The 16,698-nt window shown below is 45.8% G+C and carries 10 protein-coding genes; 7 read left to right on the top strand and 3 right to left on the bottom strand.

Annotated elements, in window-relative coordinates; genetic code table 11:
* Positions 1-297: 297 nt before the first annotated feature.
* A complete protein-coding gene (locus tag AB6D58_RS06090; RefSeq protein WP_133160488.1) occupies positions 298-1,317 on the bottom strand; it encodes a hypothetical protein in 1,020 nt (339 codons plus the stop codon).
* A 344-nt stretch (positions 1,318-1,661) separates the two neighbouring features.
* Entirely contained in the window at positions 1,662-4,244 is a 2,583-nt protein-coding gene (locus AB6D58_RS06095) for a molybdopterin oxidoreductase family protein (protein ID WP_372156736.1), read from the bottom strand.
* 473 nt (positions 4,245-4,717) lie between these two features.
* On the opposite strand from AB6D58_RS06095, the gene nirB reads away from it, so the two are divergent.
* From nirB to AB6D58_RS06115, 4 genes are all read left to right on the top strand, one after another.
* Positions 4,718-7,300, top strand: a complete 2,583-nt coding sequence (nirB, locus tag AB6D58_RS06100; RefSeq protein WP_372097291.1) for a nitrite reductase large subunit NirB — start codon at positions 4,718-4,720, stop codon at positions 7,298-7,300.
* A gap of 67 nt (positions 7,301-7,367) precedes the next feature.
* Complete coding sequence (gene nirD / locus AB6D58_RS06105; RefSeq protein ID WP_136977923.1) at positions 7,368-7,712, top strand: nitrite reductase small subunit NirD; 345 nt, start codon at positions 7,368-7,370, stop codon at positions 7,710-7,712.
* Positions 7,713-7,855: 143 nt separating this feature from the next.
* Complete coding sequence (locus tag AB6D58_RS06110; protein ID WP_017060867.1) at positions 7,856-9,325, top strand: NarK family nitrate/nitrite MFS transporter; 1,470 nt, start codon at positions 7,856-7,858, stop codon at positions 9,323-9,325.
* 167 nt (positions 9,326-9,492) lie between these two features.
* On the top strand, positions 9,493-11,283 hold the full coding sequence (locus tag AB6D58_RS06115) for a protein kinase domain-containing protein (protein WP_372156740.1): 1,791 nt from the start codon (positions 9,493-9,495) through the stop codon (positions 11,281-11,283).
* A gap of 56 nt (positions 11,284-11,339) precedes the next feature.
* Here AB6D58_RS06115 and cra read toward each other — a convergent pair whose 3' ends face one another.
* The gene (gene cra / locus AB6D58_RS06120; protein WP_372156743.1) at positions 11,340-12,344 is read right to left on the bottom strand and encodes a catabolite repressor/activator; all 1,005 of its coding nucleotides are present in this window, start codon (positions 12,342-12,344) and stop codon (positions 11,340-11,342) included.
* Positions 12,345-12,729: 385 nt separating this feature from the next.
* On the opposite strand from cra, the gene fruB reads away from it, so the two are divergent.
* From fruB to AB6D58_RS06135, 3 genes are read left to right on the top strand one after another with little or no spacing between them, the layout of a single operon-like run.
* Entirely contained in the window at positions 12,730-13,863 is a 1,134-nt protein-coding gene (gene fruB, locus AB6D58_RS06125; RefSeq protein ID WP_050712439.1) for a fused PTS fructose transporter subunit IIA/HPr protein, read from the top strand.
* A 9-nt stretch (positions 13,864-13,872) separates the two neighbouring features.
* On the top strand, positions 13,873-14,850 hold the full coding sequence (pfkB, locus tag AB6D58_RS06130) for a 1-phosphofructokinase (protein WP_065584602.1): 978 nt from the start codon (positions 13,873-13,875) through the stop codon (positions 14,848-14,850).
* Between the two features lie 15 nt (positions 14,851-14,865).
* Positions 14,866-16,626 (top strand): PTS fructose-like transporter subunit IIB, encoded by a 1,761-nt coding sequence (locus AB6D58_RS06135; protein ID WP_372156747.1) that lies wholly within the window; start codon positions 14,866-14,868, stop codon positions 16,624-16,626.
* The last annotated feature ends 72 nt before the right edge of the window (positions 16,627-16,698 follow it).

The following is a 16,698-nucleotide window of genomic DNA, read 5'->3' on the forward strand; positions in this document are numbered from 1 at the left end:
CCACTTGCGGAGAGCCTGTTAATGCGGCGGACACACTAGATGTCATCTAACGAATAAGGCACCGCAGTCGCGCAAGTCATCAGGGCCACGACGGATGCGAATCGTCGATAAGTAGGCCGAATGTAGAGCGGCAGTCCAAAACCCATCAACATAAGTTTAGCGGATGTTTGACAACCGGGGGAATCCATGTAGCCGCATTAAGCGGACAAAAATTGTGGGTTATAATGTGTAGCGAAGCGAAACGTAACCCACTGTTTTTGTTCCGTTTAAACGCCTTGTTATGTTCATTTTTATGAACTAAAAAAGAGACATTGACCTTGATGTGTTAATTTTCAAATCACTGTTAAACTCTGAATTTATAAGCTGTAACAAAAGGGAAATACAATTATTTGCAGTTTCACTGCTCACTACTAGATTCGAACCGTGCACCATCTTATTTCGTTCTTTTCTACATTTAGAAATACTAGAATAAAGGTCATACGTTATTAACTCGAGTAGTTCCAAAATTTCGACTACTTTTGCTACTTCCATTTCTTCTACAAGATATTTACACCGACCGTTATTAAAACGTTTGGTACCTTTACTTTTATCAACGGTGTAGTTAATAGAAGGCTCTTCCAAATGCAACTTTAGCTTTCTCTTTAGCAATATTTCGATATCAAACCACGATAACGCTAAAGCAAGGTTATTATTTCCTGACTGATAATGAACTAGTGACCTTGCTAAGTTTGCTACATGAGAAATAGCCTTAGCTTTAATAATACTTTTAAAGCGTACTAAACAATGTTCGAAATATTCTTCGAATAGGAACTGCTGAGCACAAAAAACTCGTGTTCGGTTGCTATCAAACATTCTAATTTTGGTCTTATTACTCTCTGAAGTTAGCCCCTCAAACCTCATGTCTTCTTTTAGTATAAGTGCATCTTCCCTAGTAATATCGTGTACACCGCTAAGATCACTTTTGAAACCAGAAATTAAAGATGCTGTCATTAAAGCAACTTGAAATGCATTTATATGATCAACATACAATCTCCATTTCTCGGTTGACCTATCGTTACAATGTTCAGCCATACTTTGTGGACTTGGATAATCACTTTCTATACTTTTAATCCTGATCCCAAATAAACCATCTCTAGTAACTGTTATTTTAAAGTCATCTGAATCATGGGTAATGATTATTTTATCGAGATCATCCAGGCTTGACTTATTGATCAGGGGGGTCTTATCAGTTAGTAAATGCATATCGTTTTTACCAACTACGACTAATTCTTTCTGAGTGTAAAAACCTATATACATACGATGCTCTTTATTATTCATTATCAGTAAGCCATGACATGACGGCATGAACATAACAGCTATATTAGACAGAATAATTCTGCATTTTGTCCCCGAAACAATTCTGTCTAGTTTCCAAGACACACTACACTTAGTCTAATAACTCATTTAATAACATTATCTTACCTACTTATCTTCGTATCAAACATGACGAAAAGCAGAAATTTTCCATATAGTTTCTGCAAAATGCAGAAAACTCTCCAATATGTGAGTAAACCGCAGCTCGATAATGAATAGTCATATCTTTGAATATCGTGTTTTCAAACAAAAACGCCGACGTAATTGTCGGCGCTTAACTCTTGGTATTAATAGTTTAGAGGTAGTAACTACTTCGCCATGGTACTCAAAAACTCGGCTTCGAACTCTTCATCGGCTTCTCGGGTTAAGCACTCCACCAGCCAGTCGATGCTTTGATGGTCTAGCTTACTGTTCACCACGAAGGCTTGCTTTACGCCAGACTGACCCAGCTTGGCAGAGCCGTAGTTCTTGAATGATTTATTGCCGTGGTAATGGAGTGATTTAATCGCTTCTGCGTCAGGTTCTGGCAAGGCATCGAGGGTATTAGCAAGCTGAATAACCAGCTCCATAGGGTTCTTAGATGATGAGATGCGATACAGAAAACCGCCCTCCACTCTTTGGCGAACCCAGTAATCAAAGCCACTGCAGTCCATCACTTTGTCGCTGACCAGTGCGGCTTCACTGCGATAGCCACACGGTTCAACCACCACTGGGGTGTGTTTGAATTCTGGCTGGCCTGATGCGGCATCGGTATGAGGCAAGATCAGGTCACATGGTTTACTGTCTTTGGCGGTCGGTGCGTTCCAATGAATCGGCATGAAAACTTGTTCACGGCGCATCTCTTTGGTCACTACTAATCGCGCTTGGCACTCCCCTTGTGCGCTGCGCACTTTCACCACTGGGTTAATAGTGGCGTGGTTGAACGCATCTAGCCCAAACTCATCCAAGTTTAGTTCCGAAACCGTATCTGGGTGCATCGCAACAAAAGGCTCAGGGGTATGCTCACCTAAACCTGCCGCCAAGCCTGTGCGGCTCATGGTGTGCCATTGGTCTCGGATTCGCCCTGTGTTCATGATAAGTGGGAATTCAAGGCTGGTATCGGCAATCGGTTTGTCGTGCTCAACTGCAATAAACTGCGCTTTGCCTGATTCGGTAAAGAACTCACCATTGGTGAACATGCGCTGTTCGATGATCTCAGGTTGATACTCAAGTACTGGCCATTGCTGTGGAGTGAGTTCGCCATAGCCTTTTTCATCCAGTTGCGTGAGTCCAATTAAGCACAAATCACGCGCTTTGCCCGTTTCATTACCGAGCGCTGTCATCTCGCAATACTCTTTGAATATCTCGCCTTCGTGGCGGAACTCGAACTGCTCTTTGAATCCCATTTTTTGAGCGACTTCTTTCAATATCCACCAATCGGGTTTGGCTTCCCCTGGGCTTGGTAATACACGGCGTTGGCGTGAGATTCGGCGTTCAGAGTTGGTCACAGTGCCCGACTTCTCGCTCCACCCCTGCGCGGGCAGCACTACATCGGCCAAGCGAGTGGTTTCAGTGTCGGCAATGCAGTCCGACACCACCACAAACGGGCACTTCTCTAATGCGGTTTTGATCTTTTCACTGTCAGGCAGGCTCACAACTGGGTTCGTTGCCATGATCCACACCGCTTTGATTTTTCCCTCATTCATCGCATCAAACAGGTCGATCGCTTTTAATCCCGCATGAGTGGCTAGGTTGTCGGTCTGCCAAAATTCACTCACCGTTTGGTGTGATCGCGGATCACCAAACTCAAAGTGCGCCGCTAAAGTATTGGCTAGGCCGCCCACCTCACGCCCGCCCATCGCGTTCGGTTGTCCTGTGACAGAGAATGGCCCCATTCCCGGCTTGCCGATTTTTCCGGTGGCTAAATGGCAGTTAATAATGGCATTCACCTTGTCACACCCTTGTGTCGATTGGTTCACGCCTTGGGAGTAAATGGTTAGCACCTTCTCGTTCGATGCAAACAAACTGTAGAACTGTTTCAGCTGCTGCTCTGTTAACCCTGTGAGCTCAGGAACGCTTTTGTCGCCCCAGCCTGATTCGGTATAGCGATATTGAGTCGCAGATCGAATCGATTCAGTAAAGCCTTGAGTGTGGTTTTCTATGTAGTCTGCATCTAGCTTGTCGTTATCGTCGAGGTAGCCCAATAAACCATTGAACAACGCCACGTCTGAGCCGGATTCCAATGCCAAGTGAATGTCTGCGATTTCACAGGTGTCGGTATAACGCGGGTCGATGACGATGACTTTCAATGCAGGGTTGGCTTGTTTTGCGGCTCTTAACCTTTGGAAAAGTACCGGGTGACACCATGCTAGGTTCGAGCCTGTAATCACGACCAGATCGGCTTGCTCGAGATCTTCATAGCAAACCGGCACTGTGTCTGCACCAAATGCACGCTTATGCCCGACCACGGTTGAAGCCATACACAGCCTAGAATTACTGTCGATGTTGCCACTGCCGATGAAGCCTTTCATCAGTTTATTGGCAACATAATAGTCTTCGGTAAGCAGCTGACCAGATACATAGAACGCAACCGAATCGGCCCCAAATTCTTCGATGGTTTGATTGAATTTGTCTGCGACCAACTGAGTGGCATTGTTCCAATCTAGCTCTTGTTTTTGCTCATTCTGAATATGAGCAGGCTGTGTAAGACGACCTAAAGGCGTGACGGTGTCGCCGAGCGCAATCCCTTTAGTGCATAGCTTTCCATAGTTTGATGGATGATCTTTATCACCACGCACTTCTAGTTTTCCTAACGATGTCGGTCTCGCTTCTATTCCACACCCTACACCACAATAAGCACAGGTCGATTTTATCCAGCCGCTGTTTGAATCGGTCATCCGTTTCTCACTCAATTATCCATAATTGTAATAACTAAAAATAAGCAAATAACACGCCACTTAATAGCAGCTGATGAATAGCAAATAATTTCATCTAAAAACAACAACTTAATAAAAACACAAATATCAACAACGAACCAAACAGAACTTAACCAAGATAGAAACTTAATTTTTGCACCATCTTGCAGAAAGTTGCACCACAAACGCTCATTTATATAAATATAACAAAATTTTTACATACCACTTTAGGGGTAATTACGTGCCACCTGCAATTTTTAAATCACTGAAATATATATATTAAATTTTATTTAAATGAACAAATCGCAATCTGGCACCCTCCTTGCTCAACTAAAAACCAAGAGTTGGAAAAAACATTTTTTGTTTTTCTTGATGATTATGAATTGAGTGGAATCTCAACCCGGTATTCATCTGCTAACTACTAGAAATTAGATGCTAGTGATGATAATGCCGAGAATAAGGAATGGATTATGAGCAAGAAGAAAATCGTCGTTGTTGGTAACGGCATGGTTGGACACAAATTTATCGACAACATCCTGCAATCAGACAGTGATGAATTTGATGTGATTACTTTTAGTGAAGAGCCAAGGTTAGCGTACGACCGTGTTCAGCTGACGGCTTACTTTAATGGTAAAAGTGCTGATGACCTGTCATTGACCAGTGAAGAGTATTACCAAAGCAACGGCGTGAACTACTTGTTGAACCAGAAGGTTGCCAAGCTAGACACTGCCAATCAACAAGTCATCACTGAAAGTGGTCACGTTGAAAGTTACGACAAGCTAATCTTGGCGACGGGCTCTTTCCCTTTTGTTCCCCCTATTCCCGGTAACGATCAAGAACACTGTCACGTTTATCGGACTATTGAAGACTTAGACGCAATTGAACTATCAAGCAAAGGTAGCAAATCTGGCGTGGTGATTGGTGGTGGTCTGCTTGGCTTAGAGGCCGCAAACGCAGTCAAAAACCTTGGCTTAGAAACCCATGTGGTTGAATTTGCGCCTCGCCTGATGGCGGTTCAATTAGATGACGGTGGCGGTGCCCTATTACGCAGAAAAATTGAAGACCTTGGTGTGCAAGTTCATACCGAGAAAGCGACCTCTGAAATAGTCGACGGAGAAAACGCTCGCTACCGTATGAACTTTGCAGACGGCACCCACCTTGAAACCGATATGATCGTGTTCTCTGCGGGTATTCGCCCTCAAGATGCCTTAGCTCGCAGCTCTGATATCGCCATTGGTGAACGTGGCGGCATTGTGATTAACGATCACTGCCAAACCAACATCGACAACGTGTATGCGATTGGTGAATGTGCCCTTTGGGACAACAAGATCTTCGGCTTAGTCGCCCCTGGCTATTCAATGGCGAAAATCGCGGCTGCGCATATTGTCTCTGACGGTACTGACGACGCTGCATTCACTGGCGCAGACATGAGCACCAAGCTCAAACTGCTTGGCGTCGATGTTGCCAGTATTGGTGAAGTGCACGGCAAGACGGAAGGCGCTCAATCGTATACTTATAACGATGAAATTGAACAAGTTTATAAACGCTTGATCATCTCGGCTGACGGCACGAAAATTGTCGGTGCCGTATTGGTCGGTGATGCAGAAGCCTACGGTTCGCTACTGCAAATCAAGCAAAATGATATGCCCCTTCCTGAAAACCCATCAGTGCTAATTTTACCTAACGTGGCCGATGATTCTGGCTCTGCAATGGGTGTTGAAGCTCTGCCTGATAGCGCTGTGATCTGTTCATGTTTTGATGTGACCAAAGGCGATATTAAAGAGGCCGTTTCAGCTGGCTGCACCACGATGGCTGCATTGAAAGAAACCACGAATGCTTCAACAGGTTGTGGCGGTTGTTCTGCCCTTGCGAAACAGGTTCTCGATAGCGAGCTAAGTAACCTAGGTGTGGAAGTCTCTAACGATATCTGTGAGCACTTTGCTTATTCTCGCCAAGAGCTTACCGACATCATTCGCGTCAACAAAATCAAGACCTTCGACGAGCTGTTAGATTCTCACGGCAACGGATTGGGCTGTACTGTGTGTAAACCGGCTGTCGGTTCGATTCTGGCTTCGTACTGGAACGATTACATCCTTGAAGATCAACATATCGAGCTGCAAGACACCAATGACATCTACCTTGGCAACATGCAAAAAGACGGCACTTACTCGGTAGTTCCGCGTATTGCTGGCGGTGAAATCACTCCAGATAAATTGATTGTTTTAGGCGAAGTCGCTAAAGAGTTCGACCTGTACACCAAAATCACGGGCGGTCAGCGTGTCGACTTGTTTGGCGCACAGCTTAACGAACTGCCTATCATCTGGAAAAAGCTGATTGATGCAGGTTTTGAAACGGGCCACGCCTACGGTAAATCGGTTCGTACCGTGAAATCTTGTGTCGGTAGCACTTGGTGTCGATACGGCGTCGACGACAGTGTTGGCTTAGCGATTCGTCTTGAGAACCGCTACAAAGGCCTGCGTTCACCACACAAGATCAAGTTTGCGGTTTCTGGCTGTACTCGTGAATGTGCAGAAGCCCAATCAAAAGATTTTGGCATTATCGCCACCGACAAAGGTTGGAACCTCTACATCTGTGGTAACGGCGGTATGCGCCCTCGCCATGGTGACCTTTTCGCTACCGACCTTGATGAAACCACACTCATTAAATACATCGACCGCGTTTTGATGTTCTACACACGTACCGCAGACCGCTTACAGCGTACATCGGTATGGATGGAGAACCTTGAAGGCGGCATCGAATACCTCAAGCAAGTCGTGATTGAAGACAAGCTCAACGTAGCTGAAGAACTCGAAGCGGACATCGCACTCAACATCGAGAAGTACCAGTGTGAATGGAAAACCACCATTGAAAACCCTGAGAAGATGAAGCGCTTCCAGCACTACATCAACAGTGAAGAAATGGACACTAGCCTCTCTTTCATCAAAGAGCGAGAGCAGCGTTTTCCTAAGCCGAGCTTGAGTGATGCTTCGAATTCAAAACGCGATGAAAAGCTCGCTAAAGCAGACCAAATCGAAGTGACTGAGGTTTCATAAATTTCATCAGGTTCATCAGGTTCATCAATAAAAAAATAAAAACTCAATTTTAGACTAGGAGAAAGTCATGGAAAATTGGACAACCGTATGCAGCACTAGCGATCTAACCCCAAACGGGGGAATTTGCGCCAAAGTAGACGATAACCAAGTGGCTATTTTTTACTGCAAGCGCAGCGACACGCTTTATGGGCTCTCTAATTACGACCCTATCGGCAAGGCGAATGTGATGTCACGTGGTATAATTGGTTCATTAAGCGGAGAACCTTACGTGGCCTCACCCTTATACAAGCAGCATTACCACTTAGAAACTGGCGAATGTCTTGAACAGCCTGAGCTCAAGCTCGTGAAATTTGAAGTTCGCAAACAAGGAGAACAAGTTCAAGTTCTCGCACCACTTACTATCGCCAGTTAACTAAACCGCCGACACCATCATGCAAACGCTTATTAGCGTGCGCAATTTCGGCACAGGGTTTATGCACATTAAAAGCGTTCTAAGTTCGGAAGTAACGCAGGTGCACAAACCGGGTAATTTTCCAGATTTAAAGGATTTAAACCATGGATAACACTAAATTTTCGCTGCTTTCATTTACGGGTAAGATGAAGGTCTTACACCTAAGCTGGATGGCCTTTTTCATTACCTTTGTTGTGTGGTTCAACTTTGCCCCACTACTGCAAATGGTAAAAACTACGCTTGGTCTTTCTACTGAAGAGATCAAAACCCTCCTGATCCTCAACGTTGCATTGACCATTCCGGCACGTGTCGCAATAGGCATGCTAACCGATAGATACGGCCCAAGGTTGGTTTACTCTTCGCTACTCGCGGTCTGTTCTATCCCTTGTTTCATGTTTGCTCTGGCAGACTCTTTCATTCAAGCAGCAATCGCTCGTTTCCTACTGGGCTTCATTGGTGCAGGTTTCGTTGTCGGTATTCGTCTTGTGTCTGAATGGTTCCCACACAACGAACTGGGTACTGCAGAAGGTATTTACGGCGGCTGGGGTAACTTCGGTTCAGCAGCAGCGGCGTTCACACTTCCAACTCTCGCTCTAGCGTTTGGTGGTGAAGACGGCTGGCGTTATGCGGTCGGTATTACCGGCGTAATGAGCTTAGCGTTCTCGTTTATCTTCTACAAAAACGTGTCAGATACACCAAAAGGTTCGACTTACTTCAAGCCTGCTCAAGTAACAGCAATGGAAGTGACATCAAAGGGTGACTTTTTCTTCCTACTTATTATGAAGATCCCTATGTATGCCGCTTTAGCGCTACTGACTTGGAAGCTATCACCAAGCAACATCAACATGTTGTCTGACATGGCGGTTTACTCTGTGTATGCAGGTTTAGCAGCACTTTACGTGTACGAAGTGTCGCAAGTTTGGAAAGTAAACAAGAACGTATTTAAAGAAGAAGTGCCTGAGATTCACCAGTACAAGTTCAAGCAAGTAGCGGTACTTAACGTATTGTACTTCGCAACATTTGGTTCTGAACTGGCTGTGGTTTCTATGCTGCCACTGTTCTTCTCTGAAACCTTTGAATTAACACCGGTTCTTGCAGGTATGGTTGCATCGGCTTATGCCTTTATGAACCTAATGTCTCGCCCAGGTGGTGGTTGGATTTCAGATAAATTCGGTCGTAAACCAACACTGCTTATTCTAACGATTGGTCTTGCTGTGGGTTACTTCGCAATGGGTCAAGTCGACAGCACATGGCCTGTATGGCTAGCGGTTGTTGCGGCGATGGCGTGTTCTTTCTTCGTGCAAGCGGGTGAAGGTGCGGTATTCGCAACGGTTCCTCTAATCAAGCGTCGTATGACAGGTCAAATTGCAGGTATGACGGGCGCTTACGGTAACGTGGGTGCAGTAGTTTACCTAACTGTGTTGTCATTCGTGAGCTACCAAACCTTCTTCTTAGTGATTGCTGCAACAGCGGTACTTGGCTTTGTGACTCTACTGTTCATGGAAGAGCCTAACGGTCAAATCGCCGAAGTAAACGACGATGGCAGTGTCACGCTGATTAATGTTTCAAGCTAGGTCTGTACTATGAAGCTTTGATATTATTGAATCGGGAGAAGCACCTTAGCGGATACATCAATGCTAGGTGCTTCGTTCAAAGGCTCTAAGTTCACTAGGGCTTTTGTTCTTCCTAGGATGTTCTGTCAAGGAAGCGGGAAGAAGAACAGTTAAGAAGAAGATCAGTTATGACAATTTCATTCAGCCAAGGGCAAGTCGTCACGCCAGAATCCAACAACCAGTTAACGCTTAAGTTTGGTGGTTATTCGAATAAAGGCATACGTGATGAAAATCAAGACGCCATCATTGTAAAGCACCCCAAAACTCGTACTGAGCAAGAGTTTAAAGGCAGTGTTGCCTGTATTGCAGACGGGGCAAGTTGCAGTGAATACGGCCAGAAAGCCAGTCACACTAGCGTGATGCAGTTTATCGACGACTATTACGCAACTCCCCAAAGCTGGAGCATTCAACGTTCGGCGCAAAAGGTCTTAACGTCCCTCAATTCTTGGCTCTTCAACACGTCTGTTTCTAATATTCATCCCGCACAACAAGTGAACCACAATGCCCTCGTTTCGACGTTCAGCAGCGTGATATTAAAATCAAACACCGCACATATATTCCACGTTGGCGACAGCCGCATTTACTTACTCAGAGATGGAGAATTACGCCAACTGACCCGCGACCACACCCGTAAAAATATGGGACAGAAGCATTATCTTACACGCGCCTTAGGCATGGACAACCAACTCAACGTTGACTATCAAACCCTGCCTATCAAGAAAAACGACTGCTTTATCCTGACATCTGATGGCGTGCACGAGTTTGTCTCTCCCAACACCTTCAAGGAACACATCGACAAACCCGGAGCGGATTTCGAATACGCGGCACAAACCATCTGTAACACGGCTTTAAGCCACAATAGCTCGGACAACGTGAGCTGCTTGATTGTGCAAGTCAGCCATCTGCCTAAACCTTCGCTGATTGAGTTCCATGAGAAGCTGGCTAAACGTGCTATCCCACCCGCTTTAAAGCTCGGGCAAAGTATCGACAACTTCATGGTACTTGAGGTGTTGTATGCAGGATCTAGAAGCCATGTGTATCGTGTGATGCAGAAAGAGACACAGACCGAGTTCGTGCTGAAAGTCCCTTCCGTCCAATATCACGATAGCCCTTCGCAACTCAGAGCTTTCTTTAATGAACAATGGGCGGGGATCTTGTTAAAAAACAAGAGAGTAATGAAGGTTTACCCGACGCCAGAGAACTCGCAATTCTTATACCAAATCTGCGAATGGGTTGAAGGCATCACGCTAAGACAATGGATGTACGACAATCCAAAACCGTCACTCAATGAAGTACGCGACATACTAGAAAAAATCACACAAGGCATTCGAGTATTACAACGTGCAGACATGGTGCACCGAGACTTAAAACCGGAAAACATCATGATTCAACGTGATGGTGAGGTAAAAATCATCGACCTTGGTGCGGTGTTAGTGAGAGGCCTTGAAGAGGGAGAGCTCACCGACAAAGACGACACACCATTAGGCGCGGTCAATTACATAGCGCCAGAGACCATCAAGCACAACAGCGCGACCACCAGCTCAGATCTGTTCTCTATCGCTGTGATCGGCTATGAGATGCTAACCGGTGCATTGCCCTACTCTGAAATGACTGCCCAATCGCTTAAACAATCTCGCCACCATCAATGGGAATACCAACCCATAACTCAGAAACGAGCGGACTTACCAAGTTGGGTGGATTTAGTGTTACAAAAAGCCTGCGCGGAATCGCCAAGCGAACGTCATCAAGTGTTAGGGGATTTTGTGGCAGACCTTTACACACCAAACCAAAGCTTGGTGAAAAGCAAAGCCAAGCAACCTTTGATAAACCGAAACCCAATCCAGTTTTGGAAAGTGTTGGCCTTGTTGCTCGGCATTGTTGCCATTGTGGAAATGGGCTTATTGCTGAGTTCAAATTAATTACAGGTTCGAGCTAAGTGCCCAAGTCCAACCTAGCTTGTGTAAACTAACTGGAATTAGCCTCGTTTTACTAAGCTTCTTGGTACTAACTCGATACCCGCTTGGTAACGTTTAGCAGACGCGTTCAAAGCAAGTGCAAAGGCGCTGTCTGCAATCACTTCGAATTGCTGTGGCAATGAATGAACTTTAAAAGGTAAGAAGTCCAATAAACGGTTATCACCAAAGGTTGCCAGTTTCACTTGCTTGATCAGCTCTGGCTTTTCAACCATCACATCCAATACACCTTCTAGCAAAGTGTAAGACATAGTGACAATCGCATCGGGCACTGTGCCTTTGGCAATCCAACCCTCAAAAATCTCACGTCCTGATCCTCGGTCAAAGTGCTCGCCATAACCGACAACCATCGGCTTGTTTTCGGTTAGCCCTGTTTGTTGAGTATGTGCTTTATTCGCAGCTTCAAAACCGAGCTGACGTTCACGTGAAATGTTCAGATCAGGCAGTGCACCAATCAAACCAACACTATGAATACTGTCATCAAGAATCGAATGCGTCAGTTCAAATGCAGCTTCGAAATCTTCACTGATCACACAGGCAAAGTGCTCATCATCTAAAGGACGGTCAATCGCAATAACGGGTGTGCCTGAGTTTTGCAACTTCAAGTAGAACTCATTGGCGTCTGGCATAGAGCTCGCCACCAGCAAGGCATCGATACGACGGCTCACCAACGCTTCCGCTACTTTGCGTTCGGTTTCAGCGTCATCATCTGAGCAACCAATCAAAATTTGATAACCCACTTTACGTGAGTTCTGCTCTATCAATTTTGCTAAACGCGCGTAACTGCTGTTTTCCAAGTCAGGAATAATCAAACCAAATGAACGGCTATTACCAGCGCGCAACGACGAAGCAGCATGGTCTGGTCGGTAGTTATACTCTTCCACCACTGCCATCACTTTCTGCTGAGTCTTTTCACTGATTCTGTATTTCTGCGCCTTGCCATTAATAACATAGCTGGCTGTCGTTTTCGACACACCGGCTAGTTTGGCAATCTCATCTAGTGTCATATGGGTGACCTGTATTTTGTGCGTAGGATCATATAACCAATCTTCTGATCCTTGGATTAGTTGAATTATATGCTGAATCGATTCAGTATAAAAGCTGAAAGGATTCAGCAAAATCTGAAAAGTGACTTCGATCATCCTTTTGAATGGATTGAGCGTCATTTGTCGTGATTCAGCTTCTTGTTGTTAACGAAACTGGAATTACGACACGCAGCAAAACTATTTTGAAAACCAAAATCGGCTTTGCTGAATTTTTTTACACTGAATGCTGAACCGATTCAGCTAATGTAAAACAAAGAGTTAAGCAACGAGCCAAGGTCCATAAATCTTGCTCTAGACTGAATCGTAGCGATACACAAATTCTCAAGCGATACGCTAAAGAGGCACCATGCTTAAATTATCAAAATCTGACATCACTCTAGGCCAAACTGCCGAAGACAAATTCAAAGCAATCCAAAACATTGCTGGCGACCTGACAGCTAAAGGCTTAGTTGACTCTGGTTACGTTGAAGGAATGCTGAACCGTGAAAACCAGAACTCTACGTTCCTAGGTAACGGCATCGCGATTCCTCACGGAACAACAGATACTCGTGGCCTAGTGAAAGAGACAGGCGTTGCGGTACACCACTTCCCTGAAGGTATTGATTGGGCAGACGGCAACCGTGTTTACGTTGCGATTGGTATTGCAGCTAAATCTGACGAGCACTTAGGCATTCTTAAGCAGCTAACGAAAGTGCTAGCAGCTGACGGTGTTGAAGAGAAATTAAAGCAAGCGAAATCAGAAGACGAAATCATCGCCCTACTTAACGGCGAAGTTCAACTAGAAGCCGACCTAGACGCTTCTTTAGTTCAGCTACTGTTCCCTGCAAGCGACATGATTCAAATGTCTGCAGTTGCGGGTGGCCTACTTAAGAACACAGGTTGCACAGACAACGCATTCGTTGCTGACCTAGTAACGAAAACACCAACTCACCTAGGCCAAGGCCTGTGGTTGTTGGGCAGCGACAAAGGTGTAACTCGCACTGGCGTATCTTTCGTTTCAACAGCGAACCATTGTGAATACGAAGGCACACCAGTTAAAGCATTGGTAGCATTCGCCGCTTGTAACAGCGCGCACCAATCTATTCTGGCAAACCTAAGCAAGATGGTTTTTGAAGGTAAACAGCAACAACTGTTAGCCGCTGACGCAGCGCAAGTGATTGGCCTTCTAAAAGGTGAAGCGGTTTCTACAGCGTCTCAAGACGACGACAACTGCGCAGTCTTCAAAATCAAAAACGCACACGGCCTACACGCTCGTCCAGGTGCAATGTTGGTTGCTGAAGCGAAGAAATTCGAATCAACAATCCGCGTTTCAAACCTAGATGGCGACGGAAAAGAAGTGAACGCGAAGAGCTTGATGAAAGTCATCGCACTTGGCGTTAAACACGGCCACCAGCTTCAGTTTGTTGCTGAAGGTGACGATGCAGCACAAGCACTTGAATCGATTGGTAAAGCTATCGCTTCAGGCCTTGGCGAAGGTTAAGGAGTCGATATGTCTGATAAACAAATCAAAGCCGTTACCGTAACGCTTAACCCTGCTCTAGACCTGACAGGCGCTATCGACGCACTAAATGTAGGTTCAGTTAGCCTAGTAAACAAAGGCTCTTTGCACGCAGCGGGCAAAGGCGTAAACGTCGCAAAAGTTCTTTCAGAGCTTGGCGCGAAAGTGACCGTAACAGGTTTCCTTGGTCGCAATAACGAAGAAGCGTTCTGCCAACTGTTTGAACAGATGGGCGCAGCTGACCGCTTCATCCGTGTTGATGGCGCAACTCGCATTAACGTGAAATTGGTAGAGAATTCAGGCCAAGTAAGCGACATCAACTTCCCAGGTGTTCCTGTTGACGCTGACGCGATTAAAGCGTTCGAAGAAACCCTATTAGAACTTGCTGAAACGCACGATTACTTCGTCATTGCTGGCAGCTTGCCACAAGGCATCTCTCCTGAGCTTTGCGCTTCTTGGGTTCAACGCTTACACGATTTAGGTAAGAAGGTTCTATTTGATAGCAGCCGTGACGCACTTAAAGCCGGTATCAATGCACAACCATGGTTAATCAAACCAAACGATGAAGAGCTGTCTCAGCTGTTCAATGCAGAGCTGACAACTCGTGACCAATGCCAACACGCGGGCCAAGCCCTAAATGAAAAAGGTATTGAGAACATCGTGGTGTCACTTGGCGCAGAAGGCGTGATGTGGCTTAACCAAGGTGAATGGTTACATGCTCAACCGCCGCGTATGCAAGTAGTGAGCACAGTAGGCGCAGGCGACACCTTAGTTGCTGGCCTATGTTGGGGTCACATGCAACAGATGCCGAAACCAGAACTTATTAAATTCGCAACCGCCCTATCTGCTCTAGCAGTTTCACAGGTAGGCGTGGGCATCACCAGCCAACAAGAGCTGGATTCAGTACTACAAAATATCCAATTACAGTCGCTTAGTGCTCCAACTAGCCAGTTAGACACAAGCAAATAGGACAAAAGGTTTATTATGAATATTACCATTATCACAGCTTGCCCTAGTGGCGTAGCAAACAGCATCATCGCAGCAGGCTTGTTAGAGCAAGCGACAAAAGCACTGGGTTGGAACGCTGCTATTGAATGTCAATCAAGCGTACTACCTGAATCTCCAGTATCACAAGACGCTATCGACAGCAGCGACATTGTTGTTATCGCAGCTAACACAAACGTTGATAAAGCTCGCTTTGTTGGTAAGAAAGTGTACCAAGCGGCAATCTCTGAATGCACAGCTGATGCAAAAGCATTCCTAGAGAAAGCGGTAGCAGAAGCAACGGTATTAGACGCTTCTCAAGCTGAAAGCACTGTTGAAGTGACCGGTACGTCTCCAAACTCTTCTACAACAGCAAGCACAGGCAGCAAGAAGATCGTAGCGATTACGGCTTGCCCAACGGGTGTTGCACATACCTTTATGGCAGCTGAAGCGCTTGAAGCAGAAGGCAAATGCCTAGGTCACCAAATCAAAGTGGAAACTCGCGGCTCTGTAGGTGCGAAAAACCAACTGACAGACCAAGAAATCGCAGACGCTGATCTAGTTATCATCGCAGCAGACATCGACGTTCCTCTGGATCGTTTTAACGGCAAAGCGCTGTACAAAACTACAACAAGCCCTGCTTTGAAGAAAACAAAGCAAGAGATGGAAAAAGCATTCGCAGAAGCTAAACCATACCAACACACAGCATCTTCTAATTCAGCACCTGCTGACGAGAAGAAAGGCGTGTACAAGCACCTAATGACAGGTGTTTCACATATGCTTCCTGTGGTGGTTGCCGGTGGTTTGATCATTGCACTCTCTTTCGTATTCGGTATCGAAGCGTTTAAAGAAGAAGGCACGTTAGCAGCAGCACTGATGACTATCGGTGGTGGTTCTGCATTCGCACTGATGATTCCTGTTCTTGCTGGTTTCATTGCATTCTCAATTGCTGACCGTCCGGGTCTGGCTCCAGGTCTAATCGGCGGTATGTTGGCTAGCTCAACGGGCGCAGGTTTCCTAGGTGGTATCGCAGCAGGTTTCATTGCAGGTTACGCAGCGAAATTCATTGCCGACAAGGTTCAACTTCCACAATCCATGGAAGCCCTCAAGCCAATCCTGATCATTCCGTTTATCGCGAGTTTGTTCACTGGTCTTGTGATGGTTTACATCGTGGGTGGCCCTGTTTCTGGCGTGATGAGCGCAATGACCACTTTCCTAAACAACATGGGAACGTCTAACGCGATTCTTCTGGGTGTGATTCTAGGCGCTATGATGTGTTTCGACCTTGGTGGTCCAGTAAACAAAGCCGCTTACACATTTGGTGTTGGTCTACTGGCTTCGCAAACTTACGCCCCAATGGCAGCAATCATGGCAGCAGGTATGGTTCCAGCTCTAGGTATGGGCCTTGCAACTTTCCTAGTGAAAGACAAGTTTGAAGCAGGCGAGCGTGAAGCAGGTAAAGCATCATTCGTTCTTGGCCTATGTTTCATCTCTGAAGGTGCAATCCCATTCGCAGCGAAAGATCCAATGCGTGTTATCCCAGCTTGTATGGCAGGTGGTGCACTAACTGGCGCACTATCAATGATGTTTGGCGCACAGCTAATGGCTCCACACGGCGGCTTGTTCGTACTACTGATTCCTGGTGCTATCTCTCCAGTTCTTATGTACCTAGTGGCGATTGCAGCAGGTACAGCGGTAACAGGCTTTGGTTACGCGGCTCTTAAAAAGATGAGTGACTCTAAGGTAACTGCAGAGGCTTAATCCCCCTACTCTGGTTAACGGTTCAGCCCGATAACCAGAGGCTCTTGATAACCGGTTTCTTGGTAAAACGGC

This window comes from Vibrio sp. 10N.239.312.D08, from assembly GCF_041466145.1.
Taxonomy (GTDB): Bacteria; Pseudomonadota; Gammaproteobacteria; order Enterobacterales; family Vibrionaceae; genus Vibrio; species Vibrio crassostreae_C.

What these genes read in the sequence shown, in the direction of transcription:
- AB6D58_RS06115 (WP_372156740.1), top strand. Translation starts at nt 9,493, where the DNA reads ATGACAATTTCATTCAGCCAAGGGCAAGTCGTCACGCCAGAATCCAAC.
- AB6D58_RS06090 (WP_133160488.1), bottom strand. Translation starts at nt 1,317, where the DNA reads ATGAATAATAAAGAGCATCGTATGTATATAGGTTTTTACACTCAGAAA.
- nirD (WP_136977923.1), top strand. Translation starts at nt 7,368, where the DNA reads ATGGAAAATTGGACAACCGTATGCAGCACTAGCGATCTAACCCCAAAC.
- AB6D58_RS06135 (WP_372156747.1), top strand. Translation starts at nt 14,866, where the DNA reads ATGAATATTACCATTATCACAGCTTGCCCTAGTGGCGTAGCAAACAGC.
- pfkB (WP_065584602.1), top strand. Translation starts at nt 13,873, where the DNA reads ATGTCTGATAAACAAATCAAAGCCGTTACCGTAACGCTTAACCCTGCT.
- nirB (WP_372097291.1), top strand. Translation starts at nt 4,718, where the DNA reads ATGAGCAAGAAGAAAATCGTCGTTGTTGGTAACGGCATGGTTGGACAC.
- fruB (WP_050712439.1), top strand. Translation starts at nt 12,730, where the DNA reads ATGCTTAAATTATCAAAATCTGACATCACTCTAGGCCAAACTGCCGAA.
- cra (WP_372156743.1), bottom strand. Translation starts at nt 12,344, where the DNA reads ATGACACTAGATGAGATTGCCAAACTAGCCGGTGTGTCGAAAACGACA.
- AB6D58_RS06110 (WP_017060867.1), top strand. Translation starts at nt 7,856, where the DNA reads ATGGATAACACTAAATTTTCGCTGCTTTCATTTACGGGTAAGATGAAG.